The sequence below is a fragment of the Allobosea sp. R86505 genome (assembly GCF_042466375.1).
Taxonomy (GTDB): domain Bacteria; phylum Pseudomonadota; class Alphaproteobacteria; order Rhizobiales; family Beijerinckiaceae; genus Allobosea.
In genome coordinates, this window is sequence record NZ_JAXHPY010000001.1 from 2366313 (window position 1) to 2388488 (window position 22176).

A 22176-nucleotide genomic window follows, 5' to 3' on the forward strand; every position below is an offset into this window, starting at 1 on the left:
TATCCAGGCGCTTGCGCCTTACCGCATGATCTCCTTCAGCCGCAGCAGCGAGATGCGCTCGACCTGCCCCAGCGCGGTCTCGAACTCGACCTCCGGCGCGCTCTGCAGCCGCGTCTCGAAGGCCGCCAGGATCGCGTCCTTGCTGGCGCCGGCCACCGCCATGATGAAGGGGATGCCGAAGCGCGCCTTGTAGGCGTCGTTCAGTTGCGTGAAGCGGGCGCGCTCGCTGGGCGTGAGGCGGTCGAGCCCGGCGGAGGCCTGCTCGCCGATCGATTCTTCAGTCATCTCGCCGGCCGCCGCGAGCTTGCCGGCGAGGTCGGGGTGGCCGAGCAGCAGCGCCTTCAGCTTGTCGCGCGGGGCGGCGCGCATCACCGTCGCCATCGCCGCATGAAGGGTTGCGGCATCGTCATGGGCGGGCGTGATCCCGGCGTCGAATGTGGCCTCGGCGATCCAGGGCGCATTCTCCCAGATCCGCCCGAAGACCTCGACGAAGAGTGCTTTGGGCACGGCGGACGGGCGATAGCCACCGGCCGGCGGGTGGTGGCGGACCCAGTGGCGGGCGATGTCGAGCCGCGTCGCGACCCAGACATCGTCATGGCTCTGCACATGATCGAGGAAGCGCGCCAGTGCAGCCGCCCGGCCCGGCCGGCCGACGAGGCGGCAATGCAGGCCGATCGACATCATCTTCGGCGCCGTCTCGCCCTCGGCATAGAGCAGGTCGAAGGAGTCCCTGAGATAGGCGAAGAACTGGTCGCCGCTGTTGAAGCCCTGCGGCGTGGCGAAGCGCATGTCGTTGGCGTCGAGCGTGTAGGGCACGGCGAGCTGCGGCCCCTTCGGGCCCTCGAGCCAGTAGGGCAGTTCGTCGGCATAGCTGTCGGCGGTGTAGAGGAAGCCGCCTTCGTCCATCATCAGGGGCGTCGTGCGCTCCGAGGAACGACCCTGGTAGAAGCCGAGCGGGCGCTCGCCGGTGATCTCGCGCTGGATGGCGATGGCCTCGAGGATGTCGGCGCGCTCCTTCTCGGCGGGCACGTCGCGGTAGTCGATCCATTTCAGGCCATGGGTGGCGATCTCCCAGCCAGCCTCCTGCATCGAGGACGCGATCTCGGGATAGCGTTTGAGCGCGCTGGCGATGGCGAACACGGTCACCGGCATGTTCCTCTCGGTGAACATCCGCCAGAGCCGCCAGTAGCCGGCGCGCGAGCCGTATTCGTAGATCGACTCCATGTTCATGTGGCGCTGGCCGGGCCACGGCGCGGCGCCGACGATCTCGGACAGGAAGGCCTCGGAGGCCGCATCCCCATGCAGGATGTTGTTCTCGCCGCCCTCCTCGTAATTGATCACGAACTGCACGGCGATGCGGGCGCCGCGAGGCCAGCGCGGATGCGGCGGAGTGCGGCCATAGCCCTTCAGGTCGCGCGGATAGGCAGTGTCGGTCATGGCGGACGGCGCTCGCAAAGTGATTCAGGTTGGGAACGTAAGCTGTTGATCGATAAGCAAGTTGCGTACCGTCATGGCGAGCGAAGCGAAGCCATCCAGGGGCCGTCTGGCCTTTGGCTCTGGATTGCTTCGCTGCGCTCGCAATGACGACGGCCGTCAGCTCCCGCGATAGGTCGTATAGCCATAGGGCGAGCAGTTGAGCGGCACATGCCAGTGCCGGCTGGTGTCGGCGATGCCGAAGCGCACCGTCACGGTCTCGAGGAAGGCGGGGTCGGGCAGGGCGACGCCGCGGCCGCGGAAATAGGGGCCGATCGCGAAGTCGAGCTCATAGAGGCCGGGCTGCGTCGCCTCGGGCGTCAGCAGCGGTGCGTCGGTGCGGCCATCGGCATTGGTCACGGTGGTCGCCAGGGTTTCGGCTTTGCCGTCCGTGACGCGGCGAAGCGTCACCGCCACGCCTGCGGCCGGGACGCCACCATGGGTATCGAGGATATGGGTCGTCAGTCCCGCCATGCCGTCCTTCCCGCCTTCTATCTCGCCGCGCGCGGCGCCGCGCTTGCATGCCGCCTCGCGCCAACCGTAACTTCGGCGCGGGCGAAGTCCATCGTCCTGCGCGCCTGATGAGGGGACCACCGCGGCGATGCTCGACGCCTATCTGATGGAATGGGGCGGCATGCTGCTGCGCTGGCTGCATGTGATCACGGCGATCGCCTGGATCGGCTCGTCCTTCTTCTTCATCCACCTCGACGCGTCCTTGCGTCCCGCGGCCGACATTCCGCCGGGCGAGGGCGGCCGGGCGTGGCAGGTCCATGGCGGCGGCTTCTACGAGATGCGGAAATACCTGGTCGCGCCCGCCGTGATGCCGGCCGAGCTGACCTGGCACAAATGGCAGGCCTACTGGACCTGGATCTCGGGCTTCTTCCTGCTTGTCTGGGTCTATTACGCGCAGTCGGAGCTCTATCTGATCGACCCGGCGGTGATGCAGCTCTCGCCCCCGGCCGCGGGTGCCATCGGCATCCTGGCCCTGGTCTTCGGCTGGCTGTTCTATGACTGGCTGTGCCGCTCGCCGCTCGGGCGCAACGACGTCGTGCTCGGGGTGCTCGGCTTTTCCTATGTGGTCGTGGCGAGCTGGGCGTTTGCTTCGGTCTTTTCCGGGCGTGGCGCGCTGATCCACACCGGCGCGCTGATGGCGACGATCATGACCGCCAATGTCTTCTTCAACATCATGCCGGGCCAGCGGAAGGTCATCGCGGCGCTGACGGCCGGCGAGAAGCCGGCCCCGAAATACGGCAAGGCGGCCAAGCAGCGCTCACTGCACAACAACTACATCACCCTGCCGGTGCTGTTCCTGATGCTGTCGAACCACTATCCGGTCACCTATGCCAATTCGGCGGTCATCCCGGTGCTGGTGGCGCTGATCATCGTGGCGGGCGCGCTGATCCGGCATTTCTTCAACATCCGCCATGCCGACCATGCGAAATCGCCGTGGTGGACCTGGGCGGTGGCGCTGGTGGCGCTCTGGCTCGCCTTCTGGGTCGCGATGGCGTCGTCGCCCGGCGGGCGCGAGCGGCTCGGTCTTGCACCGCTGCCTGACGTGAAGCCGGTGATGCTGGCTGGGCTGCAGCCGCCGCCGGAGGCCGTCGCCAATATCGTCACCGGGCGCTGCGCCATGTGCCATGCGCCCGAGCCCACCTGGCCCGGCATCCAGATTCCGCCCAAGGGCGTCCTCCTGCATGAGCCGGAGATGATCGCGGCCCATGCCCGAGCGATCCGCGTCCAGGCGGTGATGACCCATGCGATGCCGCCCAACAACCTCTCGGGGATGACGGCCGAAGAGCGGCGCGTGCTGGCGCAATGGCTGGCGCGAGGGCGCTGAGTCGACGATCGCTGCAAGATTTTCCTGACGCTGCGCGCAGCCGCGATCACGGCTGCGTGATGTCATTCAGTTTCGGTTCACCTGCTCCTGCGCATGGTCCGGCCCCTGACAGGCTGGGCTCTGGCTCCCGATCCGGGAGCCTCCGGCATGAAGATGGGACCGGGGGGTCCGTTGGACGCGCATTCGAAAAGGCTCGCCGGCTACGGGCTGGCGGCTGTGGCTTTCATCTGTGTCTGGGTGGTGCTGTGCTGGCCCTGGCTGTCGGGCGCGGTCACCATCCCGTTCGACGCCAAGGCGCATTTCCAGGCGCAGATTCAGTTTCTCGCGAATGCGCTGCATTCGGGGCAGTCTCCGTTCTGGACTCACAACGTCTTCGGCGGCTCGCCTCAGGTGGCCGACCCCCAGTCGCTGATCTTTTCCCCCGCGATCCTGCTGGCCCTGCTGTCGCCGGCGCCGAGCTTCCGCGCCGTCGATGCCTATGTGCTCGCCCATCTGCTGGCCGGCGGTCTGGCCGTCATGATGATCTTCCGCGACCGGAGCTGGCACCCGGCCGGCGGCCTGCTAGCGGCGCTCGTCTTCGCCTTCGGTGCCTCGGCGGCCTGGCGGGTGCAGCATGTCGGGCAGATCGCCAGCCTCGCCTTCTTCGCGATCGCGCTGTGGCTGACCCTGCGGATGCTACAGCGCGGTTCGCTCGTCGCCGGGGCGGTGGCGGGCTTAGCCGCCGGGCTGATGATGGTCGAGCCCGACCAGGTCGCGCTGCTGGGAGCCTATATCCTGATCGGCGTGGTGGTGGCGCACTGGCTGTCCGGCGGCTGGCCGGCGCTGCGCGCCAGCCTCCTGCCGGGTTCCCTGGCGGCGGTGGTCGGCCTCGGCGTCGTGGCGCTGCCGCTGCTCTGGACCTGGCTCTTCGCCGAGGCGACGACGCGGCCCGCGGTCGATCTGGTCGAAGCAGGGCGGGGGTCGCTGCACCCGGCCTCGCTGCTGACCGCCTTCGTCGCGGATCTGTTCGGCGCCCATGACGGCAAGGTCGACTTCTGGGGCCCCTACAGCCCGCACTGGAACGCCAACGAACTGTTCCTGTCGCAGAACATGGGGCAGGTCTATTTCGGGGCGCTGCCGGCGCTGCTGCTGATCGTGCCGGGGCTGAGCCGCGGCTGGCTCTGGGACCGGGGCATCCGCAGCCTCACGATCCTGTTCGGCTTGATGGTGCTATTCGCGCTCGGCCGCTACACGCCCGCCTTCGCCGCTTTCTATCATTATCTGCCGGGCATCGACGCCTTCCGCCGGCCGGCCGATGCCACCTTCCTGATCGGCGCACTCGGCGCGGTCCTGTCGGGCTATATGCTGCATCGGCTGTTCAGCGAGCCGCAGTTCGGGCTGACGAAGCGCGACCTGCTCTGGGGCGGCGGGCTCGTCATCGTCCTGGGTGCCGCTGCGCTGCTGCTGTCCGCGGAGCAAGGACGGCTGGCCGAGGCGCTGAAACCCGTGGCGCTGGCGATGGTCTGGTTCGCAGCCGCGCTGGCTCTGCTTTATGGACTGCGCCACATGCGGAGCGGGTTTGGCCCGCTGGCGGCGGCGATGCTGGTCACCGGCGTCGTGGCGGCCGATCTCGGGGTCAACAATGGGCCCAATGAATCGACCGCCCTGGCGCCTGATCTCTATGACGTGCTGCGCCCCGACACCCGTAACGAGACGGTGCAGGTGCTGAAGCGGCTGACGGCCCAGCCGGCGGGCTCGCTGCGGCGCGACCGGGTGGAACTGCTCGGCATGGGCTTCGAATGGCCCAATGCCGGCATGGTCCATGGCTTCGACCATACGCTCGGCTACAACCCGCTGCGGCTGGCGGATTTCTCAGAGGCTGTCGGCACGCGCGACACCATCGCCGGGCCCGACCAGCGCAAGTTCACGCCGCTGTTTCCCTCCTATCGCTGCCGCCTCGCCAATCTGCTGGGGCTTCGCTACATCGCCTCGCCGGTGCCGATCGAGCAGGTCGACCACGCTCTGCGTGACGGCGACCTCAAGCTGATCGCGCGGACGAGGGAAGGCTATGTCTACGAGAACCCGCGCGCCCTGCCGAGGGTGCAGTTCGTCGGCGGCTGGGAAATGGCGGATTTCGAGGCGATGAAGCAGAGCGGCCGCTGGCCGGAGGTCGAACCCCAGCAATCCGTCCTGCTCGACGCCGAGCCGCCGCTTCCCATGACCGAGGGGCCGGCCCTGGCCAAGGCCGAGATCCGGCTGAGCCGCTACGAGAACACGGAGGTTGAGATCGAGGTCACGGCACCCATCGCAGGTTTCGTCGTGCTCAACGACATCTGGCATCCCTGGTGGCGGGCCGAGATCGACGGGGTGGAGACCGACATCCTGAAGGCCAATGTCCTGTTCCGGGCCGTCCAGGTTCCGGCCGGGCGCCACAAGGTGACGTTCAGCTTCAGGCCGCTCGAAGGCGCACTGGCCGAACTGCGCGAGCGCGTGAGCCCGGCCCCCTTGGAGGAGGGCGAGGATCTGCTGCCGCTGCCGCCGTTGAAGGACGAGCCGCTGGTCGCCGATGGCGGCTCGCTGCTGCCTTCTATGCTCGCCGGCCCGTCCCAGCAGGTGCGTGACTCGTTCAGGCTCGGCCCCGCGGCGCCGACGGGCCGCGAGACGGTGTCGTCAGCGCTGGCCCACTGATCCGGGCCGCGTCGGTGCCTTCTCAGGCGCCGGTGTCGCCGACGAGGCCTGCGGCGGCGATGCCGGCCAAGGCCGCGGCCTCGTCATTGTCGGAGGTGTCGCCCGAGATGCCGATCGCGCCGAGCAGCGCTCCGCCCGCATCGCGAATCAGCACGCCACCTGGAACCGGCACGAGCGAGCCGCCGACGGCGTGGGTCGCCGCCTCGACGAAATAGGGGCGCTCAAGCGCCATCTTGTGCAGAGCGCGCGAGCCGACGCCCATGGCGACGGCGCCATGGGCCTTGCCCAGCGCGATCTGGCCGCGCTTCAGGCTGGTGCCGTCCTGCGCGGCGAAGAGCTTCTGCGCACCGCGGGCGTCGAGGATGGCGATGGCCAGCGGCTTGAAGCCGGCGCCCTGGGCATGGGCAAGGGCGGTGGCCAGGATCGTCTGGGCCTGGGCGAGGGTCAGCATCGGGAAGCTCCTGTTGGCGGTTTTGCGCGCTTGTGACAGTCGCTGCGGGCCGGGGAAAGCCCCCTTCTGCATTCTTCTGCGCTGATGATCTGGGCTCCCGCTACGGCATCCCCCGCGAAAAGCACTGGCTGCGGCACAGCCGCCTTGAACATGTCACCGCAGTTGGGCTTGATGGGGGCCCAACGGATGGAGGAAACGCATGGGCCTGTTCAGTTTCATCAAGGATGCCGGAGCCAAGATCTTCGGCTCGGCCAAGGCGGCGACGCCCGACGCGCTGCAGAAGGAACTCGCCGGCCACGGCCTGCCCTCCGACGTCGCGATCACGGTCGACGGCGACAAGGTGAAGGTCACCGGCAAGGCGATGTCGACCGAGGAGGCCGAGAAGATCATCCTCGCGCTCGGCAACACCGTCGGCATCGCCACCGTCGAATCCGAACTCGCGGTGACCAAGGAGGTGCCGGCGGCGGTGTTCTACACGGTGAAGAAGGGCGACACGCTCTGGAAGATCGCCGAGGAGCATTACGGCAAGGGCCAGGGCGCGAAATACAACGACATCGTCAAGGCGAATACGCCGCCTGTGAAGAATCCGGATCTGATCCAGCCCGGCTGGGTTTTGCGGATCCCGCCGCAGGCCTGAGTGCGCCGCAGTGTCTCGTCACGACCGCGCCTTCCGGGGCGCGGTTTTTTCACGCCCCGCGGGTCCTGGCGGCCGGTCGGGACCTTGACGGATTTGGTTGCGTCGGCAACGATCTCTCGCGATCCAGAAGCGCGCGGGCCGATGGCCCAGACTCGCCGCCGGTCGTGCTAAGTTGAAGACACTGTCATGCGCCCGTCCCGCCGGGGCGGCGCAGAGAAGCAGGCGACATCCTCGGGAGGGAAGTCATGACGTTCGATCGCCGCCGATTTCTGATAGGGGCCGGAACGGCCGTCGCCGCGCCGGCCGTGCTGCGCGCCACCCGTGCCGATGCGCAGGAGGTGACGCTGAAGATGCACCATTTCCTGCCGCCGGTGGCCGTCGGCCATGCCAAGTTCCTCAAGCCCTGGGCCGACAAGGTCGCGGCGGAGTCGAACGGCCGCATCAAGATCGACATTTTTCCGTCGATGCAGCTCGGCGGCACGCCGCCGCAGCTCTTCGACCAGGCGCGCGACGGCGTGGCCGACCTCGTCTGGACGCTGCCGGGCTATACGCCGGGCCGCTTCACTGGGCTCGAGGCCTTCGAGCTGCCCTTCGTCGCCAACAAGCGGGCCTTGGTGAACTCGCTCGCGCTGACCGAGTACGCGCAGCAGAACCTCGCCGCCGAGCTGAAGGACGTGCACCCGATCTGCCTGTGGACGCATGATCACGGCCTGATCCACGCCAACAAGCAGATCAAGACGATGGAGGACCTCAAGGGCCTGAAGCTGCGCTTCCCGACGCGGCTGGCAGGTGAGGCGTTGAAGGCGCTCGGCGCCAACGCCATCGGCATGCCGGTGCCGCAGGTGCCGGAATCGCTGGCGCAGCGCGTCATCGACGGCGCCGTCATCCCCTGGGAGGTGGTGCCCTCGGTCAAGGTGCAGGAACTGGTGAAGTTCCACACCGAGATCCCGGGCTCGCCGACCTTCTATGTCGCGACCTTCATCCTCGCGATGAACAAGGCGAAGTACGCGGCGCTGGCGCCCGATCTGAAGGCGATCATCGACCGCAATTCCGGCGCGGCCGCGGCGGGCATGGCCGGCAAGGTCTGGGACGAGCAGGCCATCGTCGTCTCCGACATGGTGCGCAAGCGTGGCAACACCATTACGGTGATCGAGGAGGCCGAGGCCGCGCGCTGGCGCAAGACCACGGAACCCGTGATCGAGGCGTGGCTGAAGTCGACCAAGGAGAAGGGCCTCGACGGCGACAAGCTGCTCGCCGACGCCAAGGCCGCGATCGCCAAGCACGACAAGGCGGCGTGACCGGGACGATGGCGCGCGATCGGGGGGAGGCCGCGCCATCGGCGTTCGAGCGCGTGGTGCAGAGTGTTGCGCTGCTGGGCGGGGTGCTGCTGATCACGCTTTCGGTCACGGTGGTGATCAGCGTGACGCTACGCTCCGACCTCGTCGGCAGCGCGGGCGTGCCGGGCGATTTTGAGCTGGTGCAGATGGCCACCGCGCTCGCCGCCTTCTGCTTCCTGCCCTGGTGCCAGCTGCGCCGCGGCAACATCTTCGTCGACACCTTCACGCTGAAGCTGCCCGAGCGCTGGCAGCGGCGCATCGATGCGGGCTGGGACCTCGTCTACGCGCTGGTGATGGCGCTGATCGCCTGGCGGCTCGCCGTCGGCGCCCGCGCGGCCTTCGCGACGGGCGAAAACACCATGGTCCTGCAGATCCCGAGCTATCTGCCGATCGGTGCCTGTGCGGCGCTGGCGGCGCTGGTGGCCGCCTGCGCGGTCGTCAGCGCCGTGCGGCTCGCGAGGGCCCCTGCGTGAGCGGCTTCGCGATGGCCGTCACGGGGTTCTCGGTGATGCTGGCGCTGATGGCGCTGCGGCTGCCGATCGGGCTGGCCATGATGCTCGTCGGCGGCGTCGGCTACATCCAGCTCAACGGGCTCGACCCGTTCCTGAACTATATCCGCACCACGCCCTACCAGATCTTCGCCAACTACACGCTCTCGGTGATCCCGCTCTTCGTGCTGATGGGGGCTTTCGCCGAGCGCTCGGGGCTGGCGGGCGACCTGTTCAAGGCGGCGTCGGCCGTGGTCGGCCATCGCCGCGGGGGGCTGGGCATGGCGGTGATCGGCGCCTGCACCGGCTTCGGGGCGATCTGCGGCTCGGCGGTGGCGACGACCGCGACCTTCTCGCGCGCGGCGCTGCCGGAACTGCGGCGCTACCGCTACGATCCCGGCTTCTCCTGCGGGGTGATCGCCGTCGGCGGCACGCTGGGCATCCTGATCCCGCCCTCGGTCATCCTCGTGGTCTATGCGATCTCGACCGAGCAGAACATCGCCAAGCTGTTCAAGGCGGCGCTGATCCCGGGCCTGCTGGCCGCCGCCTTCTACTGCGTGACGATCGCCCTGATGACGCGGCGCCATCCGGACTGGGGGCCAGCGCAGCCGCGCGTGGCCTGGGCCGACCGGGTGCGGCCGCTGCTCGGCGTGATTCCGGCGCTGCTGGTCGCGGTCATCGTCGTCGGCGGCATCTATGGCGGCGTGTTCACGCCGACGGAGGGCGCCTCGGTCGGTGCCTTTGTCATGCTGGTCATCGGCCTCGTGCGTCGCACCCTGACGCCCACCGCTGTCCGCCAGGCCATCCTGCAGACGGCGGAGACCTCTGCGATGATCTTCGCGATTCTGCTCGGGGCGGAGGTCTTCAACGCCTTCCTGGCGCTGACGCAGGTGCCGACGGCGGCGGCGGAGATGATCGCCGCCTCCGGCTGGGCTCCCTACACTGTCCTGATCGGGCTGCTCTTGTTCTACATCGTGCTCGGCGGGGTGATGGACGAGCTGGCAATGATCCTGCTGACGCTGCCGGTGTTCTTTCCGATCGTGACGGCGCTGGATTTCGGCATGCCGGCCGACGATGTCGCGATCTGGTTCGGCATCCTCGTCCTGATCGTCGTCGGCATCGGTATGACCTGCCCGCCCATCGGCCTCAACGTGTTCGTCGTGGCGTCGCTGGCGCGCGACGTGCCGGTGACGCGGATCTATCGCGGCGTGCTGCCCTTCGTGGCGGCGGATGTCCTGCGGCTGGGCTTGGTGGTGGCATTTCCGGCGCTCAGCCTCTATCTGGTGAAGCTGCTGGATTGACCGCGCCGGAGCCTGCCCGTGACCGTGAACGATCTCGACATCGACGACATCAAGGCCGGCCTCGCCGACGGCTCCATCCTCCTCGTCGACGTCCGCGAGCCGCATGAATTCGCCGCCGGGCATATTCCCGGCTCGGTTTCCCGTCCGCTGTCACGGTTCGACCCCGCCGATTTGCCCAACGAGCCGGGCAAGCGGCTGGTGCTGTCCTGCGCCGCCGGCGTGCGCTCGCTGCGGGCGCTCGAATTCGCGCAGTCGGCCGGGCTCGACGTCGACAGCCATTACCTCGGCGGTTTCCGCGACTGGGCGATGCGGGGCGAGCCGGTCTCGACCTGAGCGCACCTGCCGTCTTGCGCGCCGCGCATCGCGGCACGCTCCTTGCCGGGGCTGACGTCAGCTCCGTCCTGGGCCAGTGTTTCATTCGACCAATCTGAGGGACTTTCGACCATGCGCCCCATGAAATTCGGATTCGGACAGCCGGTTCGCCGCGTCGAGGACCAGCGCCTGACCACGGGCGCCGGCCGTTACACCGACGACACTGCCGTCGAGGGCGCGCTGCATGGCTTCGTCCTGCGCTCGCAATACGCCCATGCCACCTTCAAGATCCGCGACAAGGAGACGGCGCGGCGCATGAAGGGCGTCAAGCTGATCCTGACGGGCGAGGACGTCGCCCATCTCGGCGATCTGCCCTGCAAGGGGCTGATCAAGACGATCTCGGGCGAGCCGGTGACGCCGCTGCCCGTGCCCGTGCTGCCCACCGACACCGTCCGCCATGTCGGTGAGGCGGTCGCCTTCATCGTCGCCGAGACGCTCGACCAGGCGCGCGACGCCGCCGAGGCGATCGAGATCGAATGGGAGAGCCTGCCCTCGGTCACGGGCATCGAGGAGGCGCTCGATCCCAAGGCGCCGCAGATCTGGCCCGACCGGCCGGGCAATGTCGCCTTCGAGGCGGAGCAGGGCGACAAGGCCAAGACGGATGCCGCCTTCGCCAAGGCGGACCGCACCGTCGCCGTCACCATCGTCAACAACCGGCTCGCCTCCAATTATATGGAGACGCGTGCCTGCATCGCCGAATACGACAAGGCGACCAAGCGCTGGACGCTGACGCTCGGCAGCCAGGGCAGCCATGGCACGCGCGACATCCTGGCCAAGAGCATTCTCAAGGTCGATCCCTCGCGCATCCGGGTGGTGACGCCGGATGTCGGCGGCGGCTTCGGCACCAAGATCTTCATGTATCGCGAATACCCGCTGACCATGGTCGCGGCGGAGACGCTCAAGCGCCCCGTCCGCTGGGTCGCCGACCGCACTGAGCATTTCCTCGCCGACACCCATGGCCGGGCCAATCTCGCCACCGCGACGATGGCGCTCGACAAGCGCGGCAAGTTCATCGCCCTGAAGGTCGATCTCGCCGCCGAGATGGGCGCTTATCTCTCGCAATACGGGCCCTTCATCCCCTGGGTCGGCACGACGATGACGCCGGGTTGCTACAGCATTCCGGCCGTGCATGTGCGCTTCCGCGGCATCCTGACCAACACCATGGCGGTCGACGCCTATCGCGGCGCTGGGCGCCCCGAGGCCGCCTATCTGATCGAGCGGCTGGTCGATGCGATCGCCCGCGAGACGGGCAAGACGCCCGATGCCGTGCGCGCGCTCAACTTCGTCAAGCCGAGCGAGATGCCGCACAAGACCCAGACCGGGCCGGTCTATGATTCCGGCGAGTTCGAGGGCCATATGCGCCGCGCCATGGAGGTGGCGGACTGGAAGGGCTTCAAGGCCCGGCTGCGCGCCGCCAACAAGGCCGGCAAGATCCGCGGCATCGGCATGGCCAGCTATATCGAGGCCTGCGGCGGCGGCGGCCCCGAGAGCTCGACCGTGATCCTCGAGAAGGACGGGATGGTCACCGTGCTGATCGGCACGCAGTCGAACGGGCAGGGGCACGAGACGGCCTATTCGCAGCTCGTTTCGCAGCATCTCGACATCCCGATGGACCGCATCCGGGTGATCCAGGGCGATACCGACAAGGTCGAGACCGGGTCGGGCACCGGCGGCTCGCGCTCGATCCCCGTCGGCGGCGCGGCGCTCGACAAGGCGACCGCGATCCTCTCGGACAACCTGAAGCAGCTCGCCTCCGAGAAGCTCGAGGCCGGCATCGGCGATCTCGAGATCATCGACGGGGCCGTGCGCGTCGTCGGTACCGACAAGGCACTCGACCTCGCGGCCATCGCGGCGCTGCCCGGCGCCACCACGGAGATGCTGCGGGTGCATCAGAGCTGGCAGCCGCCGGAGGCGACCTATCCGAACGGCACCCATGTCTGCGAGCTCGAGATCGACCCGCAGACCGGCGCGACCGAGATCGTCAACTACGTGGTCGTCGACGATTTCGGCATGACGCTGAACCCGATCATGCTGCAGGGCCAGGTCCATGGCGGCGCGGCGCAGGGCATCGGCCAGGCGCTGATGGAGGAGATCCGCTTCGACTCCTCGGGCCAGATGCTGACGGCGACCTTCATGGACTATGCGCTGCCGCGGGCGATCGACATCCCCAACTTCCATTTCGAGACTCGCAATGTCCGCTGCGTCACGAATGCGCTGGGCGTGAAGGGGGCGGGTGAGGCCGGTGCGATCGGCGCGTGCCCGGCGGTGATGAACGCGATGGTCGACGCGCTCGACCGCGCCGCGGGCATCAAGGCCATCGACATGCCGGCGACGCCGCTGAAGGTGTTCAACGCGCTGAAGGAAGCAGGGTATCGGCTCTGACGCAAGGGCAGGCTTGCGCTGGCGCAAGACTGCTCACGCGAATGGCACTTGGCGCCGACAGCGGGATCGGTTGATCTGGAATGGTTCCAATCGGCGCCATTCCGGCCACCGAAGCCTTCAGGGAAGCACCATGATCCGCACCATCGCCGTCGCTGCCGTTCTGGGACTGGGCGTCACCGCTGTCCTCGCCCAGTCCGACCCGATCACCGAACGCCGCAATACGATGAAGGCCGTCGGTGCGGCCACCCGCGACGGCGCGGCGATCGCCAAGGGCGAGGCGCCTTTCGAGGCGGCGAAGGCGCAGGCCATCGCCAAGGCCTATATCGACTCGGCCAAGAAGATGCCGGGGCTCTATCCCGTCTCATCGAAGACCGGCGGCGAGACCACCGCGGCCCCGAAGATCTGGGAGGACCAGGCCGGCTTCAAGGCGGCCTTCGTCAAGTTCGAGACCGATGCCGCCGCCATCGGCACGGCGGCCGACGTCGCCGCCTTCCGCACGGCTTTCGGCAACGCGACCAAGAACTGCGGCAGCTGCCACGAGGTCTACCGCATCAAGAAGTGACGCCGGTCCCGGCGGCGGTCGGTCGACCTCAGTCTCGGGCCGACCGATGGAGCCTTCCGGCTTCCGGCACGTTGTGCTGACATGCGCGCGCCGCAGCCTCCGCTGCGGTGCGGGTCCGTCGTCTGCCATGGAGCTTCAAGATGCTGCGCCTTCGCCGTCTGCTGGTCACGCTCGTGCTGCTGGCGGCTGTGGGACTGGGCGGCTTCTACCTGCTCACCGACCCCCGCGTCGTCTCGCCGTCGCCCGAGATCGGCACGCTGGGCGTGCCCGACCTCGAGAACGGGCGCATCCTGTTCGCGGCCGGTGGCTGCGCTTCCTGCCACGCCACCCCGAACCAGGACGACAAGCTGAGGCTCGGTGGCGGGCTGGCGCTCGAATCGCCCTTCGGGACGTTCCACGCCCCCAACATCTCGCCCCATACCCGGGACGGCATCGGCAATTGGGGCGTGCAGGACTTCGTCGACGCGATGGCGGCCGGCGTCTCGCCGCAGGGGCAGCACTACTATCCGGCCTTTCCCTACACCTCCTACCGGCTGATGCCGCCCAAGGCGCTGGCCGATCTCTTCGCCTATATCCGGACGCTCGCTGCCGTCGAGGGCCGGGCGGCGGCCCATGAGTTGCCGTTCCCCTTCAACATCCGTCGCATCGTCGGCGGCTGGAAGCTCCTGTTCTTCGAAGGCGCGGCGTTCCAGCCCGACCCGACGAAGAGCGAGGAGTGGAACCGGGGCGCCTATCTGGTGAACGGACCGGGCCATTGCGCCGAGTGCCACTCCAACCGCAACGCGCTCGGCGCCATCGTCCAGGCGACCCGCTTCGCCGGCGGCCCGGATCCGGAGGGCCGCGGCTTCGTTCCCAACATCACCCAGACGCCTGAGGGGCTCGGCAAATGGTCGAAAAGCGAGATCGCCGAATTGCTGAAGAGCGGTTTCACGCCCGAATTCGACAGTGTCGGCGGCACGATGGCGGCGGTGGTGCGCAACACGGCGCAACTGCCCGAGGCCGACCGCCAGGCGATGGCGGAGTATCTGAAGTCGCTGCCGGCGGTGCAGGGCCCGCCGCGGCCGGTGAAGACGGGCGGGTGACGCGGGAGAGCGTTATCCTCGCGGCGGCCATGAATCGGGCGTTTTCGGGAGTCGCTGCTCGGGGTCGATCACGTGTACCCGGGGAGCGTCTGCCTCGTTCCAACGCCAGAGCGCGACACAGCGCCCGCCCGGCGACATGAAGGACGGATAGACGACGCCGTCCCAAGTTGCGGCCTGCAGGCGCGCGGCGAGCCGGTGAGTGGGCGGCACGTGTCCGGCGTCGCTTTCAAGACGCCAGGCGGTCGGGTGGATCGCCGTTGTCAGGCCGATGGTCGCGAGGTTTTCCGGCAGGGTCAGATCGAAGAGACGGGCGCCGAAAACCTCCAGCATGGCGATCAGGGCCGGATGCTGGGTCAGGCCCTGATTGTACTCCGCCCAGGCGGTCGACATCTCGCAGGCGGCATAGAGGCATGGCTGTCCGACGGCGTTCCAGCGGCCGCCATAGCGCGCGGCTCCGTCTCCCGAGAGCGGCAGATGGGACCAGCGCGGCACATAGGCCCGCCACAGGACCCAGTCCGCCGCCGCGCCGGGCTCAGGAATAGACACCCGCGCGGACCGATTCGAGATAGTCGAGAACCCGGTCGCTCTTGCCCTCGCGTACGAGGTCATAGGCGGTTTTGCCGCCCCATCCGGGAAGGGGCTGATGCTTGAACCAGATGGCGGCGCGGCCCTCGTCTCCCGCCATTTCAGCGGCCATGGCGATGATCCGGACCAGTGGGCTCAGGGCGGCATCGACACGGCGCCGGCCCGATTTGGCTGTGAGCGTGGTGCGCGCGACCCCGGTCATCGCGGCGATGTCCGTCAGCGGCAGCCCAAGCCTTTCCGAGACGCGGCGTGCCGAGAGATAAGGCTCTCCTGCCTCGCGGAAGCTCGTCGCCGTCAGCTCCAAGGCAAGTGTCATGTCGCAAATCCTGCAACGGTTGATCAATCGGTGATCAATATGCGCTCAGGTTGGGGCGGCAACAAGGTGCGGCACGGTGCGGTCGGAACTGAACTCCCATCGCTGACCGAAACCCTTGCCTATTCCATCACCGCCGCCTTGAGGATGCAGACCATCATCGCCGTGCCGGGCCCGTCGCCGACGCAGCGCACGACGTGGCGGCGGTCGCAGCGGTAGCGCAGGGTTTCGCCGGCCTTGGCACGCTGGATGATGTCGCCGACCTCGACCTCGAACTCGCCGGAGGTGACCGAGAGCGACTCGATCGAGCCGCGCTGGTGCCCTTCGGAATCGAGTTCGCCGCCGGGCTCGGACTGGACATCGTACCATTGCAGCCATTCGACGGTCTTGATCCAGCCGACGATGGCGAGCTTCAGCTTGCCGTCCTCGGAGACCAGGATCGGCGTGTCGGCGCGGGCGGTCTTCTCGATGAAGGGCTCTTCCTCGCCGCTGGAAAGCACGCGCTCGATCGAGATGTCGAGCGCCTGGGACAGCCGCCAGATCGTCGCCAGCGTCGGGTTGGTCTCATTGCGTTCGATCTGGCTGATGATCGACTTGGCGACGCCGGACTGCTCGGCGAGCTCCGACAGCGAGAAGTTATAGGCCTTGCGCAGGCGCTGGATCGTCTTGCCGAGTTGCCCCGAGACGACGTGAGCCCCGGATTCGAACTCGCGTCCGCCACGCTCTTTCGTCTCGATACCCATGAGGATCGGCCTGCCTTGTCTGTCGGATCGTTTGCACGATCGAACGAAAATGTTTGTCTGACCGGACAATGCCCGCTGCGGTCGTGCGGGGCAAGCCGCTGCTGCGGTGCGAAACCGGCGCGCGGCTCAGGTGGGGCGGCTTGAGCTGATCTCGCGCTGCTCGCGCTTGAGCACGCCCAGCCGCTGCTCGCGCAGGATGACGTAGATTCCCGAGGCGATGACGATCGTCGCCCCGACCAGGATGGTCCAGACCGGCCATTCGCCGAAGACGAACCAGCCGATCAGCACGGCCCAGATCATGGTCGAGTATTCGAAGGGCGCGATCAGCGAGGCGTCGCCGAAGCGATAGGCCTGGACCAGGAGAATCTGGCCGAAGCCGCCGAGGACGCCGATCGCCACCAGCATGGCGGCTTCCGTCAGGTCCGGCATGCGCCAGCCGAAGGCGAGCGTGATCAGGCCGAGCGCGCTGGTCAGCAGCATGAAATAGAAGACGATCGCGCCGGTGCTTTCCGTCTTGGTCAGCAGGCGCACCTCGATCGAGGCGAAGGCCGAGCAGAACGCGCCGGCCAGGCCGAGCGCCGCGCCGAGCGCCGGGCCGGCCTGGAAGCCCTGGCTCAGCGCGCCGGCCGAGAGATGGGGCGAGAGCATGATCAGGACGCCGACGAAGCCAACGGTCACTGCACTCCAGCGATAGATCCGGACGCGCTCCTTCAGCACCAGCGCCGCCAGCACGACGACGCCGAGCGGCGCGGCATAGCCGAGCGCGACCGCATCCGAGAGCGGCAGGAACTGCAGCGCCGCGAAGCCGCAGAACATGCCGGTCGAGCCGATGACGCCGCGCTTGAGATGGCCGCGCAGATTGCGCGTCTTCAGCGCACCCGGCAGTTCGGAGCGCCAGGCGAGCCAGATCAGCAGCGGAATCAGCGCGAAGAAGGAGCGGAAGAAGACCAGTTCCCCGGTCGGGTAGCGCGACGACATGTGCTTGATGGCGGCCGACATCAGCGTGAAGGCCAGCGCCGAGAGCAGTTTCAGGCTGATGCCGAGAAGCGGGGACAAGGGACCGGCGCGGTGGGAGGAGAAGTGGCGGCGGCGGTGCCGCGAGTCGTCTGTTTAGACCACGTCCAGACCGGGCTTCAAAGCGCCGAGCCTGCAACCCCGTCAGGCTGTTCATGGGAGGGCGGGTGTTCCCGCCCCCTCTGCCTCGGTTCCCCTCAGCCCTCATCATGAGGAGCGCTCCATAGGAGCGCGTCTCGAAGGATGTTTCAGGAGGTGCCCACTGGAGCTTCCTTCGAGACGCCGCTTCGCGGCTCCTCAGGGTGAGGGCTGAGGGTTGAGGCCGCCGACCTCAGAAGCTCCCCCGGAACGCCCCGCCGTCGATCAGGATGTTCTGGCCGGTGATGTAGCCGGCATGGGCGCTGGCGAGGAAGGCGCAGAGCCGGCCGAACTCGTCGGCCTCGCCGAACCGACCGGCCGGCACGTCGGCGCGGCGGGCCTGCGCCATCTCCTCGATGCTGACCCCCTTCATCGCCGCCATCTTGGTCAGCCCGCCCTTCAGCCGGTCGGTGTCGAACATTCCCGGGAGTACGTTGTTGATCGTGACATTGGCATGAGCGACCTCGCGCGCCACGCCCGAGAGGAAGGCGGTGAGCCCGGCGCGGGCCGCCGAGGAGACGTCGAGCCCCGGCAGCGGAGTCAGAACGCTCGCCGAGGTGATGTTGACGATGCGGCCGAAACGCCGGGCGATCATGCCATCGACGACGCGCTGCACCAGTTCGAGCGGCGTCGCCATGTTCTGGACGACGCCTTCGAGAAGCGCCTCGCGCGACACATCGCGAAACGGTTTCGGCGGAGGGCCGCCATTGTTGTTGATCAGAATGTCGGGTTCGGGGGCGGCGGCGAGCAGTGCGTCCTGCCCGGCGCGGGTCGAGACGTCGGCGACGACGGGAATCACGGTCGCGCCGGTGCTGGAGCGGATCTGGCTCGCCGTCGCCTCGAGCGTCGAGCCGTCGCGTCCATTGATGACGACGGTGCAGCCGGCCTCGGCCAGCGCCTGGGCGCAGCCGCGGCCGAGCCCTTTGCTGGAGGCACAGACAATGGCCGTACGGCCCGAAATTCCCAGATCCATCGCATTCCTCCGGAGGCTTTTGTCATCGAGCGGCAGACAGACCACGGATCGGAGGGCCCGTCATCAAAGCGCAACGCAAATCAGACACATGCCGGACGCATCGCAACAGAACGGGCCGGGTGGCATGGGCGACGAGGACGACGCGAAGCAGGTTCGCAGCATCTTCATCTCGGATCTCCACCTGGGCACCCGCGGGGCGCAGGCAGATCTGGTTCTCGAATTTCTCCGCGCTTATGACGCGCCGCATATCTATCTGGTGGGCGACATCATCGACGGCTGGCGGCTGAAGAGCGGCTGGTATTTCCCGCAGTCGCATAACGACGTCATCCAGAAGCTGCTGCGCAAGGTGCGCAAGGGCTCGAAGCTGACCTACGTCACGGGCAACCATGACGACTTCCTGCGTGACTTCACCGGGCTGCAGTTCGGCGGCATCACGCTGGTCGACGAGGTCATCCACGAGACGGCCGACGGCAAGCGCCTGCTCGTCATCCATGGCGACCTGTTCGACCTCGTGGTGCGCAACGCCAAATGGCTCGCCCTGCTGGGGGACTGGGCCTACACGCTGGCGCTGGCCTCGAACGCGGTGGTCAACCGGGTGCGGCGGCTGCTCAACCTGCCGCACTGGTCGCTCTCCGCCTGGGCCAAGAACAAGGTCAAGAACGCGGTCAACTACATCGGCGAGTTCGAGGTCTGCCTGGCCGCCGAGGCGCGCCGGCACCAGGCCGACGGCGTGGTCTGCGGGCATATCCACCACGCCGCCTTCCGCGAGATCGAGGGGCTGACCTACATCAACACGGGCGACTGGGTCGAAAGCTGCACGGCGGTGGTCGAGCATCATGACGGGCGCTTCGAGATGATCCGCTGGCCGCAGGGGCGCCTCAAGGGGCAGGCCGCCGTCCCGGTCGTCGTCCCGGCGCGTCCGCAGACCGTACCGGCGCTGGTCGAGGCAGCCTGATGATGCGCGTCATGATCGCGACGGACGCCTGGCGCCCGCAGATCAATGGCGTGGTCCGCTCGCTGGAGCGGATGGCGGAGGCGGCGCCCGATTTCGGCGTGACGGCGCGGATGCTGACCCCGGAGGGCTTCCGCCAGATCGGCCTGCCGAGCTATCCCGACATCCGCATCGCGCTGGCGACGCAGCGGGCGATCGCCGAGCGCATCGCCGATTTCGGCCCCGACCATATCCACATCGCCACCGAGGGGCCGATCGGCTGGCTGACCCGGGCGGTGTGCCTGGCCCAGAAGCGGCAGTTCACCACGAGCTATCACACGCGCTTCCCGCAATATGTCGCGGCGCGCTGGCCGATCCCCGAAAGCTGGAGCTACGGCTTCCTGCGGCGGTTTCATGGCCCGGCCGCGGCGGTGATGGTCTCCACAGCGACGGTCGAGGCCGAACTGCGCCAGCATGGGTTTGAGAACATCGTGCGTTGGGGGCGCGGCGTCGATCTTTCGCTGTTCCATCCCCGGCCGCAGAGCGTGCTCGATCTGCCGCGTCCGATCTTCCTCAGCGTCGGCCGGGTCGCGGTCGAGAAGAATCTCGACGCCTTCCTGTCGCTGCGGCTGCCGGGCAGCAAGGTTGTGGTCGGCGACGGGCCGGCACGGGCGGATCTGCAGCGGGCCTATCCGGATGCGACCTTCCTGGGCACGCGCGAGGGCGAGGATCTGGCCGCGATCTACGCCTCGTCGGACGTGTTCGTGTTCCCGAGCCTCACCGACACGTTCGGCATCGTGCTGCTGGAGGCTGTCGCCAGCGGCCTGCCGGTCGCGGCCTTTCCCGTGCAGGGGCCGATGGACGTTTTCGCCGGCAGCGGCGCGGCGGTACTCAACGAGGATCTGCGGGCGGCGGCGCTGCAGGCGCTGCGCATCCCGCGCGAGACCTGCCTCGATCTCGCGGCGCGCCATGGCTGGCAGGCGAGTGCGGCGCAGTTCTACGGCCATATCCGCCGGGTCGCGCGGCCTCAGGGCGCCCCCGACCTCAAAGCCTTCGCGAACGCTTGTGCCTTGGAAGGCCGGGAGCCGCGCCGTCTGACGGCTTGAGCTGGGCGCGGAAGCCGTCGCGCCGCTCGTGGATCGAGGCGATCACGAACCCCACGGGCACGCCGATCCCGACGAGGGCGGCTTCCGAGAGCTGGAGGCTGGCCTCGATCGTCTCCGGCACCGCGTCGTTGACGCCGATCTTGTAGAGATGGCGGGCATGATCGGCGTCGCGGGCCCGCGCGACGATGACGAGGTCCGGCCGCAGCTCGCGCGCCGCCAGGACGGTGGCGTCGACGGCGCGGGGATTGTCGATCGTGACGATCAGCGCCGTCGCCTCGTCGATGCCGCACAGGCGCAGGAAATCCGCCCGGGTCGCGTCGCCATAGAAGGCCGGCCGCCCGGCACGGCGCTGCGCGGCGATCAGGCCCGGGTCCGCATCGATGACGATATAGGGCTTGCCGTGCTCCTCCAGCATGCTGCCGACGAGCTGGCCGACGCGCCCGCCGCCGACGACGATGGCGCGGGCCGAATGGTCATCGGGCGGCAGGATCTGGGCCTCGTCCGGCAGGGCCACCGGAACGGCAAGCGTCCGCGCCAGGCTGCGGGCCAGGCGGGCGAGCAGCGGCAGGGCGATCATGGTCAGGGAGACCCCGGCGAGAACGAGACTCGCGGGCGCCTGATCCAGCAGCTTCGCCGCGACCGCGCCGTTGAGCAGGACGAAGGCGAATTCGCCACCCGGCCCGAGCATGATCGCGGTTTCGAGCGCGGTCGCTTTCGACAGCTTCAGGAAGCGGGCGAGGCCGAAGACGAGCAGCGACTTCGCAGCGAAGAGGCCCACCGCGATGCCGAGGATGGCAAAGGGTTGGGCGGCGAGTTCGGCCGGGTTCACGCCCATGCCGACGGTGAGGAAAAAGACGCCGATCAGCAGCGATTTGAACGGCTCGATCGTGACCTCGATGGCGCGGCGGTACTCGGTCTCCGCCAGCAGCAGGCCGGCGATGAAGGCACCCAGCCCCATCGAGAGCCCGGCGGCGGCGGCGATCATCCCGGTGCCGAGCGCGATCAGCAGCGTCGCCGCCATGAAGCTTTCGGAGGAATCGGTCGAGGCAACCAGGCGGAAGAGCGGCCGCAACGCGCGGCCACCGACGAGCACGATCGCGGCGATGGCGGCGAAGGCCTGGATCAGCGCCTGGGCGAGGCCGGCCAGCAGCGAGCCGCCGCCCTCCTGCGCGCCGAGCACGCTGACCAGGAAGAGCAGGGGCACGACCGCGATGTCCTGGCAGATCAGCACGGCGAAGCTGGCGCGGCCGGCCGAGGAGGTCATCCGCTTCTTGGACGAGAGCAGTTCCACGACCATAGCGGTCGAGGACAAGGCGAGGCCGAAGCCGATGATCAGTGCCGCCGTAGTCGGCTGTCCCAGCGCGAAGGCGACGCCCCCGATCGCCGCCGCCGAGAGGGCGATCTGTCCGAGGCCGAGCCCGAAGACGAGGCGCCGCATGGTCTTGAGGCGTTCGAAGGAGAGCTCGAGCCCGATCACGAACAGGAGGAAGGCGACGCCGAGTTCGGCCGGTCCGGCGAGCGCCTCCGGGCTCGAGACGGTGATCGTGCTGAGCAGCGGGATCGAGGAGACCAGGCCGCCGAGGCCGAAGGGTCCGAGCAGCGCGCCGCAGGCCATGAAGGCGACGACCGAGTTGATCTTGAAGCTCTTGGCGAAGGGCACGATGACGCCCGCCGTCGCGAGCACCACGGCAGCGTCCTTGTAGACGGAAGGGTCGACGGTCGCGGCCAAGGGGAACGCCTTGCGATTCGCGGGAGGAATGAGGACGAGCGGACTGTGCGGTTTC

At 68.2% G+C, this 22176-nt stretch carries 21 protein-coding genes; 12 read left to right on the forward strand and 9 right to left on the reverse strand.

Annotated features, from left to right (window positions below; translation table 11 throughout):
- Positions 1 to 18: 18 nt before the first annotated feature.
- Complete coding sequence (gene puuE / locus SJY11_RS11400; RefSeq protein WP_376986723.1) at positions 19 to 1437, reverse strand: allantoinase PuuE; 1419 nt, start codon at positions 1435 to 1437, stop codon at positions 19 to 21.
- 156 nt (positions 1438 to 1593) lie between these two features.
- A complete protein-coding gene (gene uraH / locus SJY11_RS11405) occupies positions 1594 to 1947 on the reverse strand; it encodes a hydroxyisourate hydrolase (RefSeq protein WP_376986724.1) in 354 nt (117 codons plus the stop codon).
- A 127-nt stretch (positions 1948 to 2074) separates the two neighbouring features.
- Between uraH and SJY11_RS11410 the strand changes: the two genes are divergently transcribed.
- On the forward strand, positions 2075 to 3310 hold the full coding sequence (locus tag SJY11_RS11410) for a urate hydroxylase PuuD (protein ID WP_376986725.1): 1236 nt from the start codon (positions 2075 to 2077) through the stop codon (positions 3308 to 3310).
- 147 nt (positions 3311 to 3457) lie between these two features.
- Positions 3458 to 5977, forward strand: a complete 2520-nt coding sequence (locus tag SJY11_RS11415) for a hypothetical protein (RefSeq protein WP_376986726.1) — start codon at positions 3458 to 3460, stop codon at positions 5975 to 5977.
- Positions 5978 to 5999: 22 nt separating this feature from the next.
- Here the strand turns inward: SJY11_RS11415 and SJY11_RS11420 are convergent, their stop codons facing one another.
- Positions 6000 to 6428, reverse strand: coding sequence for a GlcG/HbpS family heme-binding protein (locus SJY11_RS11420; protein WP_376986727.1), 429 nt, complete (start codon positions 6426 to 6428; stop codon positions 6000 to 6002).
- A 199-nt stretch (positions 6429 to 6627) separates the two neighbouring features.
- Here SJY11_RS11420 and lysM point away from each other — a divergent pair, with 199 nt between their 5' ends.
- From lysM to SJY11_RS11460, 8 genes are all read left to right on the forward strand, one after another.
- Entirely contained in the window at positions 6628 to 7065 is a 438-nt protein-coding gene (gene lysM / locus SJY11_RS11425) for a peptidoglycan-binding protein LysM (protein WP_376986728.1), read from the forward strand.
- A gap of 245 nt (positions 7066 to 7310) precedes the next feature.
- Entirely contained in the window at positions 7311 to 8363 is a 1053-nt protein-coding gene (locus SJY11_RS11430; RefSeq protein WP_376986729.1) for a TRAP transporter substrate-binding protein, read from the forward strand.
- 8 nt (positions 8364 to 8371) lie between these two features.
- The gene (locus tag SJY11_RS11435; protein WP_376986730.1) at positions 8372 to 8875 is read left to right on the forward strand and encodes a TRAP transporter small permease; all 504 of its coding nucleotides are present in this window, start codon (positions 8372 to 8374) and stop codon (positions 8873 to 8875) included.
- On the forward strand, positions 8872 to 10191 hold the full coding sequence (locus SJY11_RS11440; RefSeq protein WP_376986731.1) for a TRAP transporter large permease: 1320 nt from the start codon (positions 8872 to 8874) through the stop codon (positions 10189 to 10191). Before SJY11_RS11435 ends, SJY11_RS11440 begins: the two co-directional genes overlap by 4 nt.
- An 18-nt stretch (positions 10192 to 10209) precedes the next feature.
- Entirely contained in the window at positions 10210 to 10524 is a 315-nt protein-coding gene (locus SJY11_RS11445) for a rhodanese-like domain-containing protein (protein WP_326906424.1), read from the forward strand.
- 111 nt (positions 10525 to 10635) lie between these two features.
- On the forward strand, positions 10636 to 12945 hold the full coding sequence (locus tag SJY11_RS11450) for a xanthine dehydrogenase family protein molybdopterin-binding subunit (protein WP_376986732.1): 2310 nt from the start codon (positions 10636 to 10638) through the stop codon (positions 12943 to 12945).
- A 130-nt stretch (positions 12946 to 13075) separates the two neighbouring features.
- Positions 13076 to 13507, forward strand: coding sequence for a c-type cytochrome (locus SJY11_RS11455; RefSeq protein WP_376986733.1), 432 nt, complete (start codon positions 13076 to 13078; stop codon positions 13505 to 13507).
- Positions 13508 to 13647: 140 nt separating this feature from the next.
- A complete protein-coding gene (locus SJY11_RS11460; protein ID WP_376986734.1) occupies positions 13648 to 14589 on the forward strand; it encodes a c-type cytochrome in 942 nt (313 codons plus the stop codon).
- Positions 14590 to 14601: 12 nt separating this feature from the next.
- Here SJY11_RS11460 and SJY11_RS11465 read toward each other — a convergent pair whose 3' ends face one another.
- The 5 genes from SJY11_RS11465 to SJY11_RS11485 all read right to left on the reverse strand — a co-directional run bounded on the left by SJY11_RS11465 (position 14602) and on the right by SJY11_RS11485 (position 18355).
- Complete coding sequence (locus SJY11_RS11465) at positions 14602 to 15129, reverse strand: RES family NAD+ phosphorylase (RefSeq protein WP_376989307.1); 528 nt, start codon at positions 15127 to 15129, stop codon at positions 14602 to 14604.
- Positions 15122 to 15490 (reverse strand): antitoxin Xre/MbcA/ParS toxin-binding domain-containing protein, encoded by a 369-nt coding sequence (locus SJY11_RS11470; RefSeq protein WP_376986736.1) that lies wholly within the window; start codon positions 15488 to 15490, stop codon positions 15122 to 15124. The genes SJY11_RS11465 and SJY11_RS11470 overlap by 8 nt, the downstream gene beginning before the upstream one ends.
- 119 nt (positions 15491 to 15609) lie before the next feature.
- Positions 15610 to 16230: a helix-turn-helix domain-containing protein gene (locus SJY11_RS11475; RefSeq protein ID WP_376986737.1), complete on the reverse strand. Its 621-nt coding sequence runs from the start codon at positions 16228 to 16230 to the stop codon at positions 15610 to 15612.
- Between the two features lie 126 nt (positions 16231 to 16356).
- Complete coding sequence (locus SJY11_RS11480) at positions 16357 to 17286, reverse strand: DMT family transporter (protein WP_376986738.1); 930 nt, start codon at positions 17284 to 17286, stop codon at positions 16357 to 16359.
- A gap of 289 nt (positions 17287 to 17575) precedes the next feature.
- Complete coding sequence (locus SJY11_RS11485) at positions 17576 to 18355, reverse strand: SDR family oxidoreductase (RefSeq protein WP_376986740.1); 780 nt, start codon at positions 18353 to 18355, stop codon at positions 17576 to 17578.
- Positions 18356 to 18479: 124 nt separating this feature from the next.
- On the opposite strand from SJY11_RS11485, the gene SJY11_RS11490 reads away from it, so the two are divergent.
- Both SJY11_RS11490 and SJY11_RS11495 read left to right on the forward strand, forming a co-directional pair.
- A complete protein-coding gene (locus SJY11_RS11490; protein ID WP_376989308.1) occupies positions 18480 to 19310 on the forward strand; it encodes a UDP-2,3-diacylglucosamine diphosphatase in 831 nt (276 codons plus the stop codon).
- 2 nt (positions 19311 to 19312) lie between these two features.
- Complete coding sequence (locus tag SJY11_RS11495) at positions 19313 to 20392, forward strand: glycosyltransferase family 4 protein (RefSeq protein WP_376989309.1); 1080 nt, start codon at positions 19313 to 19315, stop codon at positions 20390 to 20392.
- Here SJY11_RS11495 and SJY11_RS11500 read toward each other — a convergent pair.
- Positions 20331 to 22121, reverse strand: coding sequence for a cation:proton antiporter domain-containing protein (locus SJY11_RS11500; protein ID WP_376986742.1), 1791 nt, complete (start codon positions 22119 to 22121; stop codon positions 20331 to 20333). The two genes, SJY11_RS11495 and SJY11_RS11500, sit on opposite strands and share 62 nt — an antisense overlap.
- Positions 22122 to 22176 lie beyond the last annotated feature (55 nt).

Bases quoted from the DNA above. Each gene is read 5' to 3' on its own strand.
- SJY11_RS11485 (WP_376986740.1), bottom strand. From the start codon at position 18,355: ATGGATCTGGGAATTTCGGGCCGTACGGCCATTGTCTGTGCCTCCAGC.
- SJY11_RS11435 (WP_376986730.1), top strand. From the start codon at position 8,372: ATGGCGCGCGATCGGGGGGAGGCCGCGCCATCGGCGTTCGAGCGCGTG.
- SJY11_RS11460 (WP_376986734.1), top strand. From the start codon at position 13,648: ATGCTGCGCCTTCGCCGTCTGCTGGTCACGCTCGTGCTGCTGGCGGCT.
- SJY11_RS11430 (WP_376986729.1), top strand. From the start codon at position 7,311: ATGACGTTCGATCGCCGCCGATTTCTGATAGGGGCCGGAACGGCCGTC.
- uraH (WP_376986724.1), bottom strand. From the start codon at position 1,947: ATGGCGGGACTGACGACCCATATCCTCGATACCCATGGTGGCGTCCCG.
- lysM (WP_376986728.1), top strand. From the start codon at position 6,628: ATGGGCCTGTTCAGTTTCATCAAGGATGCCGGAGCCAAGATCTTCGGC.
- puuE (WP_376986723.1), bottom strand. From the start codon at position 1,437: ATGACCGACACTGCCTATCCGCGCGACCTGAAGGGCTATGGCCGCACT.
- SJY11_RS11475 (WP_376986737.1), bottom strand. From the start codon at position 16,230: ATGGGTATCGAGACGAAAGAGCGTGGCGGACGCGAGTTCGAATCCGGG.
- SJY11_RS11495 (WP_376989309.1), top strand. From the start codon at position 19,313: ATGCGCGTCATGATCGCGACGGACGCCTGGCGCCCGCAGATCAATGGC.
- SJY11_RS11410 (WP_376986725.1), top strand. From the start codon at position 2,075: ATGCTCGACGCCTATCTGATGGAATGGGGCGGCATGCTGCTGCGCTGG.
- SJY11_RS11420 (WP_376986727.1), bottom strand. From the start codon at position 6,428: ATGCTGACCCTCGCCCAGGCCCAGACGATCCTGGCCACCGCCCTTGCC.
- SJY11_RS11490 (WP_376989308.1), top strand. From the start codon at position 18,480: ATGGGCGACGAGGACGACGCGAAGCAGGTTCGCAGCATCTTCATCTCG.
- SJY11_RS11455 (WP_376986733.1), top strand. From the start codon at position 13,076: ATGATCCGCACCATCGCCGTCGCTGCCGTTCTGGGACTGGGCGTCACC.
- SJY11_RS11470 (WP_376986736.1), bottom strand. From the start codon at position 15,490: ATGACACTTGCCTTGGAGCTGACGGCGACGAGCTTCCGCGAGGCAGGA.
- SJY11_RS11450 (WP_376986732.1), top strand. From the start codon at position 10,636: ATGCGCCCCATGAAATTCGGATTCGGACAGCCGGTTCGCCGCGTCGAG.
- SJY11_RS11415 (WP_376986726.1), top strand. From the start codon at position 3,458: ATGAAGATGGGACCGGGGGGTCCGTTGGACGCGCATTCGAAAAGGCTC.